This is a genomic window from Pseudomonas sp. 18058, assembly GCF_902706155.1.
Lineage (GTDB): Bacteria > Pseudomonadota > Gammaproteobacteria > Pseudomonadales > Pseudomonadaceae > Aquipseudomonas > Aquipseudomonas rustica.
The window spans coordinates 70,009-83,293 of sequence record NZ_CACSJY010000017.1 but is presented as its reverse complement, the minus strand read 5'-3'; the positions used below and the strand labels follow the sequence as shown (position 1 = coordinate 83,293).

Below are 13,285 nucleotides of genomic sequence, written 5' to 3'. Positions count from 1 at the left end.
CAATGATTCGATAGCTTTTCGGCACTATAGGACACAATGCCAACCCGAGCGGCGGCGCGTTGCTGCATCCACCTCAAAAAAACTTCATACTCCGCCCACTGAATCAACTCAGGGGCCTGCACCTCTGCCCCGACACATTTTCTCGGTATAGCTAAACCTCTGATGAATAAAGCAATTTCAGATCTGTCCTCCCACACTCCGATGATGCAGCAATACTGGCGGCTGAAGAATCAGCACCCGGATCAGCTGATGTTCTACCGCATGGGCGACTTCTACGAGATCTTCTACGAAGACGCGAAGAAGGCTGCCAAGTTGCTCGACATCACCCTGACCGCGCGCGGGCAGTCGGCGGGGCAGGCGATTCCGATGTGTGGAATTCCTTACCACGCGGCGGAAGGTTATCTGGCGAAACTGGTCAAGCTCGGCGAATCCGTGGTGATTTGTGAGCAGGTCGGCGACCCGGCGACCAGCAAGGGTCCGGTTGATCGTCAGGTCGTGCGGATTCTCACGCCGGGTACGGTCAGCGACGAGGCGCTGCTCGATGAGCGCCGCGACAACCTGATCGCCGCGCTGTTGGGGGACGAGCGTCTGTTTGGTCTGGCCGTGCTGGATATCACCAGCGGCAACTTCAGCGTGCTGGAAATCAAAGGTTGGGAAAACCTGCTGGCGGAACTGGAGCGCGTCAACCCGGTTGAGTTGTTGATCCCGGATGACTGGCCACGCGACCTGCCAGCGGAAAAACGCCGTGGCGTCAGCCGCCGTGCGCCGTGGGATTTTGAGCGTGATTCGGCGCTGAAAAGTCTCTGCCAACAGTTTTCCACTCAGGATCTGAAAGGCTTCGGTTGCGAGAGCCTGACCCTGGCCATCGGCGCTGCCGGTTGCCTGCTGGCTTACGCCAAAGAAACCCAGCGCACCGCCCTGCCCCATTTGCGCAGCCTGCGTCACGAACGTCTTGATGACACCGTGGTGCTCGACGGCGCGAGCCGTCGCAACCTCGAGCTCGACACTAACCTGGCCGGTGGCCGCGACAACACTTTGCAATCGGTCGTCGATCGTTGCCAGACCGCGATGGGCAGCCGTCTGCTGACGCGTTGGTTGAACCGTCCGTTGCGCGACCTGACCGTGTTGCTGGCGCGCCAGACCTCGATCACTTGCCTGCTCGATCGCTACCGTTTCGAAAAGCTGCAGCCACAGCTCAAGGAAATTGGCGACATCGAGCGGATTCTTGCGCGAATCGGCCTGCGCAATGCCCGTCCTCGTGACCTGGCCCGCCTGCGCGACGCCCTCGGCGCCCTGCCTGAACTGCAAGTGGCGATGACCGATCTGGAAGCGCCGCACCTGCAAGGTCTGGCGACCACCACCAGCACTTACCCGGAACTCGCGGCGCTGCTGGCCAAAGCCATCATCGACAACCCACCGGCGGTAATCCGTGACGGCGGCGTGTTGAAAACCGGTTACGACAGCGAACTCGACGAGCTGCAATCGCTGAGCGAAAACGCCGGCCAGTTCCTTATCGATCTGGAAGCCCGCGAGAAGGCCCGTACCGGCCTGAGCCACCTGAAAGTCGGCTACAACCGCATTCACGGCTACTTCATCGAATTGCCGAGCAAGCAGGCCGAGTCGGCGCCAGCGGATTACATTCGCCGGCAAACCCTGAAAGGCGCCGAGCGTTTCATCACGCCGGAGCTGAAAGAGTTTGAAGACAAGGCGCTGTCGGCCAAGAGCCGCGCCCTCGCCCGCGAGAAAATGCTCTACGAAGCGTTGCTGGAAGACTTGATCAGCCAATTGCCACCGTTGCAGGACACCGCTGCGGCGCTGGCCGAACTAGACGTGCTGAGCAACCTCGCCGAGCGTGCGCTGAACCTCGATCTGAACTGCCCGCGTTTCGTCAGCGAGCCGTGCATGCGCATTACTCAGGGTCGTCACCCGGTGGTCGAGCAAGTGCTGACCACGCCGTTCGTGGCCAACGACCTGAGCCTGGATGACAACACGCGCATGCTGGTGATCACCGGCCCGAACATGGGCGGTAAATCCACTTACATGCGGCAAACCGCGTTGATCGTACTGTTGGCGCACATCGGCAGCTTCGTGCCAGCGGCCAGTTGTGAACTGTCGCTGGTCGACCGCATCTTCACCCGGATCGGTTCCAGCGATGACCTCGCTGGTGGTCGTTCGACTTTCATGGTCGAAATGAGCGAAACCGCCAACATTCTGCACAACGCCACCGAACGCAGTCTGGTGCTGATGGACGAAGTCGGTCGCGGCACCAGCACCTTCGACGGGCTGTCGCTGGCATGGGCAGCGGCCGAGCGTCTGGCGCATCTACGCGCGTACACGCTGTTCGCCACTCACTACTTTGAACTGACCGTGCTGCCGGAAGCTGAGCCGTTGGTGGCCAACGTTCACCTCAACGCGACCGAGCACAACGAACGCATCGTCTTCCTGCACCACGTGCTGCCGGGGCCTGCCAGCCAGAGCTACGGCCTGGCGGTGGCGCAATTGGCCGGCGTGCCAAGCGAAGTGATCGTGCGTGCCCGCGAGCACCTGAGCCGACTGGAAGAAACCGCGTTGCCCCATGAAGCGCCGAAACCGGCGGCCAAGGGCAAACCGGCGACGCCGCAGCAAAGCGATATGTTTGCCAGCCTGCCGCACCCGGTTCTCGATGAGCTGGCTAAACTGGATCTGGACGACCTGACACCACGCCGTGCGCTCGAAATGCTCTATGCCCTGAAGAACCGGATATAAGCACTGAAGAAGCGGATATAACGCAAACGGCTTCAAGCTGTTAGAATCTCGCGCGGTTTGGGATGCTGCTGGCTAATAGCCTGGCCAGCAGGTATCGCTCCCGAACCTGGCGACCCCAACCGTGAAGGGGCAACGCTGCCGCCGCCTGAGGAGAAAATTAGAAATGACCTTCGTCGTCACCGACAACTGCATCAAGTGCAAGTACACCGACTGCGTAGAAGTCTGTCCGGTGGACTGCTTTTACGAAGGCCCGAACTTCCTGGTGATTCACCCGGATGAGTGCATCGACTGCGCCCTGTGCGAACCAGAATGCCCGGCCGTGGCCATTTTCTCCGAGGACGAAGTTCCGGAAGAGATGCAGGAATTCATCCAGCTCAACGTTGATCTGGCTGAAATCTGGCCAAACATCACCGAGAAGAAAGAATCGCTGCCGGATGCCGAAGAGTGGGATGGCGTCAAAGGCAAGATCAAAGACCTCGAACGCTGATCTGTCACGCGCTCGAATAAAAGGCCCCTTGCGGGCCTTTTTGTTTTTCCGGGTTTTACTTTTCTGCGGACAAAAAAAGGGGCGGTTTGACCCGCCCACATTTTTTCCCTAATCCCTGTATTCCTTTTCATCGTCCTGATGAATCGCATCCTGCGATGTCCATTCCCTTCTTCCTTGAAGGGCGTGTCTGTCCGTCGACACAACCTGAATACTAGAGGGTTCTGCGGCGGGGGCAATCGGCCTTCGGTGCTGAAAGCGTTTGTCATAATCGCTTCATATTTCAAAATAAGCTTACCAGTCAGTAGGTTACTGATTGTTGACTGACTGAATGGGCGTCTGCCGAAGTGTAAAAATAACGAACACCTACGAAAGAGTAAGCCAAGGCTTACAGCAGCAAACTACAAACCCTCCCCCTGTAGGAGCTGCCGAAGGCTGCGATCTTTTGACCTTGATTTTAAAAAGCAGAATCAAAAGATCGCAGCCTTCGGCAGCTCCTACAAAAGCAGCAGCAACAGCAACAACATCAAAGCTGCAGGCAACAAAAAGCCCCGAACCAGTCGGGGCTTTTTGCGGGCGGTCGTGTGAGGCGCTTACTGGAACAGCGACTCGCTCGACAGGCCATTCTTCTCAAGGATTTCGCGAAGGCGCTTAAGGCCCTCTACCTGGATCTGCCGCACCCGCTCGCGCGTCAGGCCGATCTCCAGGCCTACATCTTCCAGCGTACTGCTCTCGTGGCCGCGCAGGCCGAAGCGGCGAATCACCACCTCGCGCTGCTTGTCGGTCAGTTCCGAGAGCCATTGATCGATGCTCTGCGACAGGTCGTCATCCTGCAGCAGTTCACATGGATCGGTCGGACGATCATCCGTCAGGGTGTCCAGCAGGGTTTTATCCGAATCCGGACCCAGCGAGACGTCGACCGAAGAAACCCGTTCGTTGAGGCCGAGCATGCGCTTGACCTCGCCCACCGGTTTTTCCAGCAGGTTGGCGATTTCTTCGGGTGAAGGTTCGTGGTCGAGTTTTTGCGTCAGCTCGCGTGCAGCCCGCAGGTACACGTTGAGCTCCTTGACCACATGAATCGGCAACCGGATGGTCCGGGTCTGATTCATGATGGCGCGCTCGATGGTTTGACGAATCCACCAGGTGGCGTAGGTCGAGAAGCGGAAGCCGCGCTCGGGGTCGAACTTTTCCACCGCGCGGATCAGTCCGAGGTTGCCCTCTTCGATCAGATCCAGCAGCGACAGCCCCCGATTGACGTAACGCCGGGCGATTTTAACCACCAGCCGCAGGTTACTTTCGATCATGCGCTTGCGTCCGGCAGGGTCGCCACTTTGCGACAAGCGCGCAAAATGAACTTCTTCTTCCGGAGAGAGCAATGGGGAAAAGCCGATTTCGTTGAGATACAACTGCGTGGCATCGAGTGCCCGCGTGTAGTCGATGTACTTATGCTGTTTGAGTGTCGCAGATTGTCTGGATTTGGAACGAACGGAAGGCGGTGCAGCCCCTTCATCATTCGACATCGAAGAATCCGAATCGATGCCGGCCTCCATAAGGAGAACCTCATCGTCGATGTCAAACTCCGGCACTTCTTTACTGAGAGCCATTGTTATAGTCCTTTGGTGAGTTCGACCCCAAGCTCAAGCGACGCCTTTATCCTTGGCAACGCTGGAGCCTGTCCCCTCTACGCGACGGAACAGGCTGGATGACAAATCAACGTCGTGGCAGGAACTGCAGTGGATCTACAGGTTTACCTTGGCGGCGAATCTCAAAATGCAGTTTCACCCGGTCTGTACCCGTTGACCCCATTTCGGCAATTGTCTGTCCGACCTTGACCTGCTGACCCTCCCGAACCAACAGCCTGCGGTTGTGACCGTAAGCACTGACGTAGGTTTCGCTGTGTTTGATGATGACTAATTCGCCGTAGCCCCTTAAGCCACTCCCGGCGTAAACCACCGTCCCATCAGACGCAGCTAAAACAGGCTGTCCCAAATCCCCGGCGATATCAATTCCTTTATTCAAACTACCGTTTGAAGAGAATTTTCCAATGAGAATGCCATTAGATGGCCATCCCCAGCCGGTCGGGGCTGGACCTGCAGGAGGCATCGGAGCGGGGGTTTGCTTATTCGCGACGGACGGTGCAGCGCCCGTAGAACCGGTGGTTGTGGTGGTCGTCGTGCCATTCGCCTGGCGCCGGATTACCGTGGTTTTGCTCGATGAAGAAGGCGAAGAACTCGAGTTGCTTACCACCGCGCTCGACGTTGAACCAGTGCGTCCGTCAAAGCGAATTGTCTGACCCGGATGGATCGTATACGGCGTAGGAATATTGTTCCGGGCCGCGAGGGCTTTGTAGTCCCAGCCGTAGCGAAAAGCGATCGAAAACATCGTATCGCCCGGACGGACTACGTACTGCCCGGTCGTCACTGTCGGACGCTGGGCGACCGCCTTGTTGCGATCGACGACACTCACGTTGCTCGATTTGGTGCTGGAGCAACCGACCAGCAAGGTGCTCAAGACAAGGCCAGTCACCAGGCGCTGAAAGCTCGTGTTACCCATACGCTGCGCAATGACTGTGAGACTCACCCGCCGCTCCCTTTGTGGTGGCTGAAAAATTTGGAATGCCGGATTTCGGCATGAACTGTCGCAAGTATAACGGGCAGATTCGGCTTTACCCTTAATGAAGCGAAATCGCTTCACGCACACGTTTGCCAGCTGGCAATACGCTACGTTTAATCCGCTATCGCCGGTGTAAGACCGGAGCCGTTGAAAGGAATTCAACAGCGGCGAACAAATGCTCAGGCCAACGGCCCGTTGAGCAATGGAACGAAGCGCACCGCCCCCAGAACGTGACGGGAAAAACCGTTTTCTTCACGCACGATCAACAACAACTGCTGAACTTCGCCGGAGCCGACCGGAATCACCATGCGCCCGCCCGGGGCCAATTGATCCAGCAAGGCTTGCGGCACATCGGTGGCCACGGCGGTTACGATGATGCCGTTGTACGGCGCCAGCGCCGGCCAGCCTTCCCAGCCATCGCCCCAACGAAAAACCACGTTGCGCAGGTTCAGCTCGACCAGACGTTCCTTGGCCCGATCCTGCAAAACCTTGATCCGCTCAACCGAAAAAACTCGCTCGACCAGTTGCGACAACACCGCCGTCTGGTAACCGGAACCGGTGCCGATCTCCATCACTTTATCCAGCGGCCCGGCCTCGAGCAGCAGCTCGCTCATGCGCGCCACCATATAAGGCTGGGAAATGGTCTGGTTGTGGCCGATCGGCAGTGCCGTGTCTTCGTATGCGCGATGCGCCAGCGCTTCATCGACGAACAGATGGCGCGGCGTGCGGCGAATCACTTCGAGTACCTTGGCGTTCGACACGCCTTCTTCATACAGACGCTGGATCAGGCGCTCCCGCGTGCGCTGGGAGGTCATGCCGATGCCGCTGCGCAGTCTGTCGTCGTGTTCGCGAGCCATCAGCGCAGTCCCTCCAGCCAGCCGTCGAGACTTCTGAAGGCATCGTTGAAGGTGCGATCAAGCTGCAACGGGGTGATGGAAACGTAGCCCTGCATCACCGCATGGAAATCGGTGCCCGGGCCGCCGTCTTCAGCGTCGCCGGCGGCAGCAATCCAGTAACCGGCCTTGCCACGCGGATCGACCACTTTCATCGGCGCCGCCGCCCGGGCGCGATGGCCGAGACGGGTCAACTGAATGCCGCGAATATGGTCGATCGGCAGATTCGGAATGTTCACGTTGAGCACCGTGCGCGGCGGCAGATCGAGCCCTGCGTGGGCCTCGACCAGTTTGCGCGCGAAGTACGCCGCTGTCGGCAGATTGTCCACCTGACGCGAGACCAGCGAAAAAGCGAACGACGGACGTTCGAGGAAGCGCCCTTCGAGGGCCGCTGCCACGGTTCCGGAATACAGCACATCGTCGCCCAGATTGGCGCCGAGATTGATGCCCGACACGACCATGTCCGGCTGGCGTTCCAGCAAGCCATTGAGGCCCAGGTGCACGCAGTCGGTCGGGGTGCCGTTGAGGCTGATAAAGCCGTTGGCCAGGTATTGCGGGTGCAACGGACGGTCGAGCGTCAGCGAACTGCTGGCGCCGCTTTTGTCCTGCTCCGGGGCGATAACCACGCATTCGGTGTAATCCGCCAGCGCAGCATAAAGCGCGGCGAGACCGGGTGCGGTTACCCCATCGTCGTTAGAAATCAGAATACGCATGGGCTGTCCGTCTGCCCCACCGGCACCAGATCAACGAGCTCGCGCACCAATACGGTGGCAAAGCATCCGGCCGGGAGGACGAATTCCAGTTGCAGAATGTCAGGCTGGGGATAATGCCACGTCAACCCGCCAATGGGCAGCCGCAGGATGCGACGCTCGTGGCTCATGCCGGCGTGAATCAACCAATCGCGCAGCTCCGCTTCGCGCGCGGCAATCCCCTGCTCCAGTTCATGGACAACGCCTGCGGTCGGCGAGTCACCTTCGCCCCACTGCGGGCCGGTCGGATGCAGATCGAGAATCGCCAGACGCGGGTCGCTGCATTCAGCTTCACCGGCGGGGAAAAAGCTGCGACTGTCGGTGAACGCGAGCAGATCACCGACTTGCGCTTGCTGCCAGGTGCCATCGGCCACACGCGCCGCCAGCACCTTATTGAAGAGAAAACTGCGTGCCGTCGATAGCAGGCGCGAACGCACATTGCGCTGCTCCGGCAAGGCTTTGCGCGCCGCCCACGCACGCGCATCAACGACGTTGCCGCCGTCATGGCCGAAACGCTGGGCGCCGAAATAATTGGGAATGCCTTGCTTAGCGATCAGTTGCAGACGCTGTTCAATCGCGTCTTTGTCGCCAGCGAACTGGGTCAGGCGCAAGGTGAAACCATTGGCCGAGTGTGCGCCGCGTTGCAGCTTGCGCTTGTGGCGCGTGGTCTTGAGGATCTTCAGCGTGTCGTTTTCCGCCGCCGACAGATCCGGATCAGCCTTTCCCGGCAATTGCACGCTGAACCACTGACGGGTCAGCGCCTGCCGATCCTTGAGACCGGCATAGCTGACGGTGCGCAACGGCACGCCGGCAGCCTTGGCAATACGCCGTGCAGCTTCTTCAGTGTTGAGGCCACGCTTTTCGACCCAGATCCACAGGTGTTCACCGTCGCCGCTGAACGGGATGTCGAGGACTTCATCGACCTGAAAATCTTCAGCGATGGCTTTCAGTACCGCCGTGCCGAGGGGTTCGCCATAGGCACGCGGGCCGAGCAGTTGCAGTTCATTCATGCGCGCAGCAACAAGGCAACGGAGTGCACGGCGATGCCTTCTTCGCGACCGACAAAGCCAAGCTTTTCGGTGGTGGTAGCTTTCACGTTCACTTGATCCAACTCAACTTGAAGATCCGCCGCGATTAGCGCGCGCATCGATTCGATATGCGGGGCCATTTTCGGTGCCTGCGCAACGATGGTGTTGTCGACGTTGCCGACCTTCCAGCCTTTGGCGTGGATCAGCGCGACCACATGCCGCAGCAGCGCACGGCTGTCGGCGCCCTTGAATTGCGGGTCGGTGTCCGGGAAGTGTTTGCCGATATCACCCAGCGCCGCAGCACCGAGCAAGGCATCGCTCAAGGCGTGCAGCAGGACGTCACCGTCGGAATGAGCGAGCAGCCCGAAGCTGTGTGCAATGCGCACGCCGCCCAGAGTAATGAAATCGCCGTCAGCGAAACGATGCACATCATAGCCGTGGCCAATACGCATAAAAAAAACGCCCCGATTTTTGTCAGGGCGTGATTCTACCCGCATTAGCCCTTGAGGGCGCGTGCATGATGTTGCAAGTGGTCGTCAATGAAGCTGGCGATGAAGAAATAGCTGTGGTCGTAGCCCGGTTGCAGACGCAATGTCAGCGGATGGCCCGCTTGTTTTGCCGCTTGTTGCAGGGCTTCGGGTTTCAGCTGTTTTTCAAGGAAGTCGTCGCGATCACCTTGATCAACCAGCAGCGGCAATTGTTCATCCGCTTCAGCGATCAGTGCGCAGGCATCCCACTCTTTCCATTTCGAACGATCCTCGCCCAGATAACGCGAGAATGCTTTCTGCCCCCACGGGCAATCCATCGGGTTGTTGATCGGCGAAAAGGCTGACACCGATTGGTAACGTCCCGGGTTGCGCAACGCACAAATCAACGCACCGTGGCCGCCCATGGAGTGGCCGCTGATGCTGCGCTTGTCCGACGCGGGGAAATGCGCTTCAACCAGTGAAGGCAATTCCTGCACGACGTAGTCATGCATCCGATAGTGACGCGACCAAGGTTCCTGCGTGGCATTCAGATAGAAGCCGGCACCGAGACCGAAATCCCAGGCGCCATCCGGATCGCCCGGCACATCCGGGCCACGCGGACTGGTGTCGGGCGCGACGATGATCAAACCAAGTTCGGCGGCCATGCGCAGGGCGCCAGCCTTGTGCATAAAGTTCTCGTCGGTGCAGGTCAGGCCGGACAGCCAGTACAGCACCGGCAGTTTGCCGCCCTGCTCCGCTTGCGGCGGCAGGTACACGGCGAACACCATGTCGCAACCGAGCACATCGGAGCGATGGCGGTAACGCTTGTGCCAGCCGCCAAAACTTTTCTGACAGGAGATGTTTTCCAGGCTCATAGGGATTCTCCCAGCTGCAAGCAGCAAGCTCCGAGCTTCAAGAACAGGCAAAAGCGCAGTTACTTGCAGCTTGAAGCTTGTAACTTGCCGCTGCTTTTAGAAATGAATGACGGTACGGATGCTCTTGCCTTCGTGCATCAGGTCGAACGCTTTGTTGATGTCTTCCAGGCCCATGGTGTGGGTGATGAAAGTATCCAGCGGGATCTCGCCGCTTTGCGCCATGTCGACATAGCTTGGCAACTCGGTACGGCCGCGCACGCCGCCGAATGCCGAACCGCGCCAGACGCGACCGGTGACTAACTGGAATGGACGGGTGGCGATTTCCTGGCCGGCACCGGCCACGCCGATGATGACGGATTCGCCCCAACCTTTGTGGCAGCACTCAAGGGCTGCGCGCATCAATTGCACGTTGCCGATGCATTCGAAGGAGAAGTCGACGCCGCCATCGGTCATGTCGACGATCACTTCCTGAATCGGACGATCAAAATCTTTCGGGTTCACGCAATCGGTGGCACCGAGTTGCTTGGCAATCTCGAACTTGGCCGGGTTGATGTCGATGGCGATGATGCGCGCAGCCTTGGCTTTCACAGCGCCGATCACCGCAGACAGACCAATACCGCCCAGACCGAAGATGGCCACGGTGTCACCCGGTTTGACTTTGGCGGTGTTGAGCACTGCGCCAATGCCGGTGGTAACGCCGCAACCGAGCAGGCAAACCTTTTCCAGCGGTGCATCTTTAGAAATTTTTGCTACAGAGATTTCCGGCAGCACGGTGTATTCCGAGAATGTCGAAGTACCCATGTAGTGGAAAATCGTTTCGCCCTTGTAGGAAAAACGCGAGGTGCCGTCCGGCATCAGACCTTTGCCCTGAGTCGCGCGAATCGCCTGACACAGGTTGGTCTTGCCCGACTTACAGAATTTGCACTGGCCGCATTCCGGGGTGTACAGCGGAATCACGTGATCGCCAACGGCAACCGAGGTCACGCCTTCGCCGATGGCTTCAACGATGGCGCCACCTTCGTGGCCAAGGATCGACGGGAAGATGCCTTCCGGGTCAGCGCCGGACAAGGTGTAGGCGTCAGTGTGGCAAACGCCAGAAGCGACGACGCGCAGCAATACTTCACCGGCCTTGGGCATGGCGACATCGACTTCTACGATTTCCAGCGGCTTTTTGGCCTCGAAGGCAACGGCGGCGCGCGACTTGATCATGCTGACTCTCCAGTGAATCCAATGAATAAAAAAACCAGACAGCGAGTGTAGTTCAGCGCTGGCTGATGAATAATCCGGACAAATGCAAAATATTATTGCCGTACAGGGATAATCCAATGTCCGAAAACCGCTGGGAAGGCATCGACGAGTTCGTCGCCGTCGCCGAGTGCAGCCAATTCACCGCTGCGGCCGAACGCCTTGGGGTTTCTTCCTCCCACGTCAGTCGACAAATCGTACGACTGGAAGAGCGTTTGCAGACGCGTCTGCTCTATCGCAGTACCCGCCGGGTGACGCTGACCGAGGCCGGTCAGACTTTTCTCCAGCATTGCCAACGTTTGCAGGATGGTCGCGAGGAAGCATTGCGCGCGGTCGGCGACCTGACCAGCGAACCGAAAGGCATGCTGCGCATGACCTGCGCGGTGGCATACGGCGAACGCTTTATCGTGCCGCTGGTGACGCGGTTTATGGGGCTGTATCCGCAGTTGCGCATTGATATCGAGCTGAGCAACCGCCAACTTGATCTGGTGCATGAAGGGCTGGATCTGGCGATTCGGTTGGGTCGGTTACAGGACTCGCGATTGGTCGCAGCACGGCTGGCGCCACGGCGCATGTACCTGTGCGCATCACCGTCCTACCTGGCACGGTATGGGCGCCCACACAGTTTGTCGGAATTGAGTCGGCATAATTGCCTGATCGGCAGCTCGGACATTTGGCAACTGGAACAGAACGGGCGGGAATTTTCTCAGCGGGTGCAGGGAAACTGGCGCTGCAACAGTGGGCAAGCGGTGCTGGACGCGGCGTTGCAGGGCGTCGGGTTGTGTCAGTTGCCGGATTATTACGTGCTGGAACACCTGCACAGTGGCGCGTTGATTTCGCTGCTGGAGGCGCATCAGCCGCCGAATACGGCGGTGTGGGCGTTGTATCCGCAGCAGCGGCATTTGTCGCCGAAGGTGCGCAAGTTGGTGGATTTTTTGAAGGAGGGATTGGCTGAGCGGCCGGAGTATCGAGGTTGAAAGCAAAAGATCGCAGCCTTCGGCAGCTCCTACAAAAGCATGCGATCCATGTAGGAGCTGCCGAAGGCTGCGATCTTTTGATCTTTTAGCGGCGATTCGCCCAACGCTGCCGCAACCACTCTAGATCTTCCGGCCGCGTCACCTTGAGGTTATCCGCGCGCCCTTCGATCAGTCGCGGCTTCAGCCCCGCCCACTCCATCGCTGACGCTTCGTCAGTGATCACGGCATCCGCGACCAGGCTGTCCGCCAGCGCCCGATGCAACGCACCGAGGCGAAACATCTGCGGCGTATACGCTTGCCAAATCACGCTGCGATCGACGGTTTCAAGCACACGACCGTGCTTGTCGACCCGCTTCAACGTGTCGCGTGCCGGCACGGCGAGTAAACCGCCGACCGGGTCATCCATCAGTTCAGCAAGTAACTTGTCGAGATCATCGCGACTCAGATTCGGCCGCGCCGCATCGTGCACCAGCACCCAATCGTCATCATCGGCACCCTGCGCATGCAAGTGCAGCAAGGCATTGAGCACCGAAGCCGATCGCTCGGCCCCGCCGTCAACCCGCTGAATTCGCGAGTCGCTTGCGCACGCCAGGTTCGGCCAGTAAGGATCATCAACAGCAAGACTGACCACCAACCCTTGCAGGCTTGGGTGATCGAGGAAACAGCCGAGGCTGTGTTCGAGAATTGTGCGTCCGCCCAGTTGCAGGTATTGCTTGGGACGATCCGCGGCCATTCGGGCACCGACGCCCGCGGCAGGAATCACGGCCCAGAAGGCCGGCAGGGAATTGATCATTGGGCCAACTGGTAAAGGGTTTCGCCGTCCTTGACCATGCCCAACTCATGGCGAGCGCGTTCTTCAACGGTCTCCATGCCTTTCTTCAGCTCGCTGACTTCAGCGTCCATCACCCGATTGCGCTCCAGCAGGGCTTCGTTCTCGGCGTGTTGATCAGCAATCTGCTGATTCAGCTCGGCAACTTGCGCCAGACTGCCATTGCCCACCCACAGGCGGTACTGCAGACCGGCCAGCAGCAAGAGCAAAACGAGAAACAACCAGTAGGGACTGCGCATCGAATATCAGGTATCCAGTGAAAAAAGACAGCCATGCCAAAACTTTGAAGCATCTGATAGCACGAAGCCTGGAAGATCCAGGCTTGTGCATATAAGGCATCAGATTAGTGGCAAATCCATCGCTGTCACGACTTTTCCGAC

At 58.8% G+C, this 13,285-nt stretch carries 13 protein-coding genes; 3 read left to right on the top strand and 10 right to left on the bottom strand.

What is annotated here, in order from left to right; genetic code table 11:
* Positions 1–174 precede the first annotated feature (174 nt).
* Together mutS and fdxA are read left to right on the top strand one after the other, a co-directional pair.
* Positions 175–2,745, top strand: coding sequence for a DNA mismatch repair protein MutS (gene mutS, locus GVL50_RS11885; protein WP_178124185.1), 2,571 nt, complete (start codon positions 175–177; stop codon positions 2,743–2,745).
* Positions 2,746–2,908: 163 nt separating this feature from the next.
* Positions 2,909–3,232, top strand: coding sequence for a ferredoxin FdxA (gene fdxA / locus GVL50_RS11880; protein WP_008077096.1), 324 nt, complete (start codon positions 2,909–2,911; stop codon positions 3,230–3,232).
* A 590-nt stretch (positions 3,233–3,822) separates the two neighbouring features.
* On the opposite strand, the gene rpoS is transcribed toward fdxA, so the two are convergent.
* The 8 genes from rpoS to GVL50_RS11840 all read right to left on the bottom strand — a co-directional run bounded on the left by rpoS (position 3,823) and on the right by GVL50_RS11840 (position 11,063).
* Positions 3,823–4,749, bottom strand: coding sequence for an RNA polymerase sigma factor RpoS (gene rpoS / locus GVL50_RS11875; protein WP_371925982.1), 927 nt, complete (start codon positions 4,747–4,749; stop codon positions 3,823–3,825).
* 190 nt (positions 4,750–4,939) lie between these two features.
* Entirely contained in the window at positions 4,940–5,809 is an 870-nt protein-coding gene (locus GVL50_RS11870) for a peptidoglycan DD-metalloendopeptidase family protein (protein WP_053117660.1), read from the bottom strand.
* Between the two features lie 212 nt (positions 5,810–6,021).
* Complete coding sequence (locus GVL50_RS11865) at positions 6,022–6,657, bottom strand: protein-L-isoaspartate(D-aspartate) O-methyltransferase (RefSeq protein ID WP_172680082.1); 636 nt, start codon at positions 6,655–6,657, stop codon at positions 6,022–6,024.
* Between the two features lie 41 nt (positions 6,658–6,698).
* Positions 6,699–7,448: a 5'/3'-nucleotidase SurE gene (surE, locus tag GVL50_RS11860; protein WP_008081730.1), complete on the bottom strand. Its 750-nt coding sequence runs from the start codon at positions 7,446–7,448 to the stop codon at positions 6,699–6,701.
* Positions 7,436–8,494: a tRNA pseudouridine(13) synthase TruD gene (truD, locus tag GVL50_RS11855; RefSeq protein WP_159813113.1), complete on the bottom strand. Its 1,059-nt coding sequence runs from the start codon at positions 8,492–8,494 to the stop codon at positions 7,436–7,438. The genes surE and truD overlap by 13 nt, the downstream gene beginning before the upstream one ends.
* Positions 8,491–8,964, bottom strand: coding sequence for a 2-C-methyl-D-erythritol 2,4-cyclodiphosphate synthase (gene ispF / locus GVL50_RS11850; protein ID WP_159813111.1), 474 nt, complete (start codon positions 8,962–8,964; stop codon positions 8,491–8,493). The genes truD and ispF overlap by 4 nt, the downstream gene beginning before the upstream one ends.
* A 44-nt stretch (positions 8,965–9,008) precedes the next feature.
* Positions 9,009–9,860: an S-formylglutathione hydrolase gene (gene fghA / locus GVL50_RS11845; protein ID WP_178124184.1), complete on the bottom strand. Its 852-nt coding sequence runs from the start codon at positions 9,858–9,860 to the stop codon at positions 9,009–9,011.
* 90 nt (positions 9,861–9,950) lie between these two features.
* Complete coding sequence (locus GVL50_RS11840; RefSeq protein ID WP_007908835.1) at positions 9,951–11,063, bottom strand: S-(hydroxymethyl)glutathione dehydrogenase/class III alcohol dehydrogenase; 1,113 nt, start codon at positions 11,061–11,063, stop codon at positions 9,951–9,953.
* A gap of 116 nt (positions 11,064–11,179) precedes the next feature.
* Between GVL50_RS11840 and GVL50_RS11835 the strand changes: the two genes are divergently transcribed.
* Positions 11,180–12,076 carry a LysR substrate-binding domain-containing protein gene (locus tag GVL50_RS11835; protein ID WP_159813107.1) on the top strand — a complete coding sequence of 299 codons (897 nt, stop codon included), beginning with the start codon at positions 11,180–11,182 and terminating at the stop codon, positions 12,074–12,076.
* Positions 12,077–12,161: 85 nt separating this feature from the next.
* On the opposite strand, the gene ispD is transcribed toward GVL50_RS11835, so the two are convergent.
* Both ispD and ftsB read right to left on the bottom strand, forming a co-directional pair.
* Positions 12,162–12,869, bottom strand: coding sequence for a 2-C-methyl-D-erythritol 4-phosphate cytidylyltransferase (ispD, locus tag GVL50_RS11830; protein ID WP_053117650.1), 708 nt, complete (start codon positions 12,867–12,869; stop codon positions 12,162–12,164).
* Positions 12,866–13,144: a cell division protein FtsB gene (ftsB, locus tag GVL50_RS11825; protein WP_003222158.1), complete on the bottom strand. Its 279-nt coding sequence runs from the start codon at positions 13,142–13,144 to the stop codon at positions 12,866–12,868. Before ftsB ends, ispD begins: the two co-directional genes overlap by 4 nt.
* Positions 13,145–13,285: the final 141 nt, after the last annotated feature.

What these genes read in the sequence shown, in the direction of transcription:
- fdxA (WP_008077096.1), top strand. Translation starts at nt 2,909, where the DNA reads ATGACCTTCGTCGTCACCGACAACTGCATCAAGTGCAAGTACACCGAC.
- rpoS (WP_371925982.1), bottom strand. Translation starts at nt 4,749, where the DNA reads ATGTCGAATGATGAAGGGGCTGCACCGCCTTCCGTTCGTTCCAAATCC.
- GVL50_RS11865 (WP_172680082.1), bottom strand. Translation starts at nt 6,657, where the DNA reads ATGACCTCCCAGCGCACGCGGGAGCGCCTGATCCAGCGTCTGTATGAA.
- surE (WP_008081730.1), bottom strand. Translation starts at nt 7,448, where the DNA reads ATGCGTATTCTGATTTCTAACGACGATGGGGTAACCGCACCCGGTCTC.
- truD (WP_159813113.1), bottom strand. Translation starts at nt 8,494, where the DNA reads ATGAATGAACTGCAACTGCTCGGCCCGCGTGCCTATGGCGAACCCCTC.
- ispF (WP_159813111.1), bottom strand. Translation starts at nt 8,964, where the DNA reads ATGCGTATTGGCCACGGCTATGATGTGCATCGTTTCGCTGACGGCGAT.
- GVL50_RS11840 (WP_007908835.1), bottom strand. Translation starts at nt 11,063, where the DNA reads ATGATCAAGTCGCGCGCCGCCGTTGCCTTCGAGGCCAAAAAGCCGCTG.
- GVL50_RS11835 (WP_159813107.1), top strand. Translation starts at nt 11,180, where the DNA reads ATGTCCGAAAACCGCTGGGAAGGCATCGACGAGTTCGTCGCCGTCGCC.
- ispD (WP_053117650.1), bottom strand. Translation starts at nt 12,869, where the DNA reads ATGATCAATTCCCTGCCGGCCTTCTGGGCCGTGATTCCTGCCGCGGGC.
- ftsB (WP_003222158.1), bottom strand. Translation starts at nt 13,144, where the DNA reads ATGCGCAGTCCCTACTGGTTGTTTCTCGTTTTGCTCTTGCTGCTGGCC.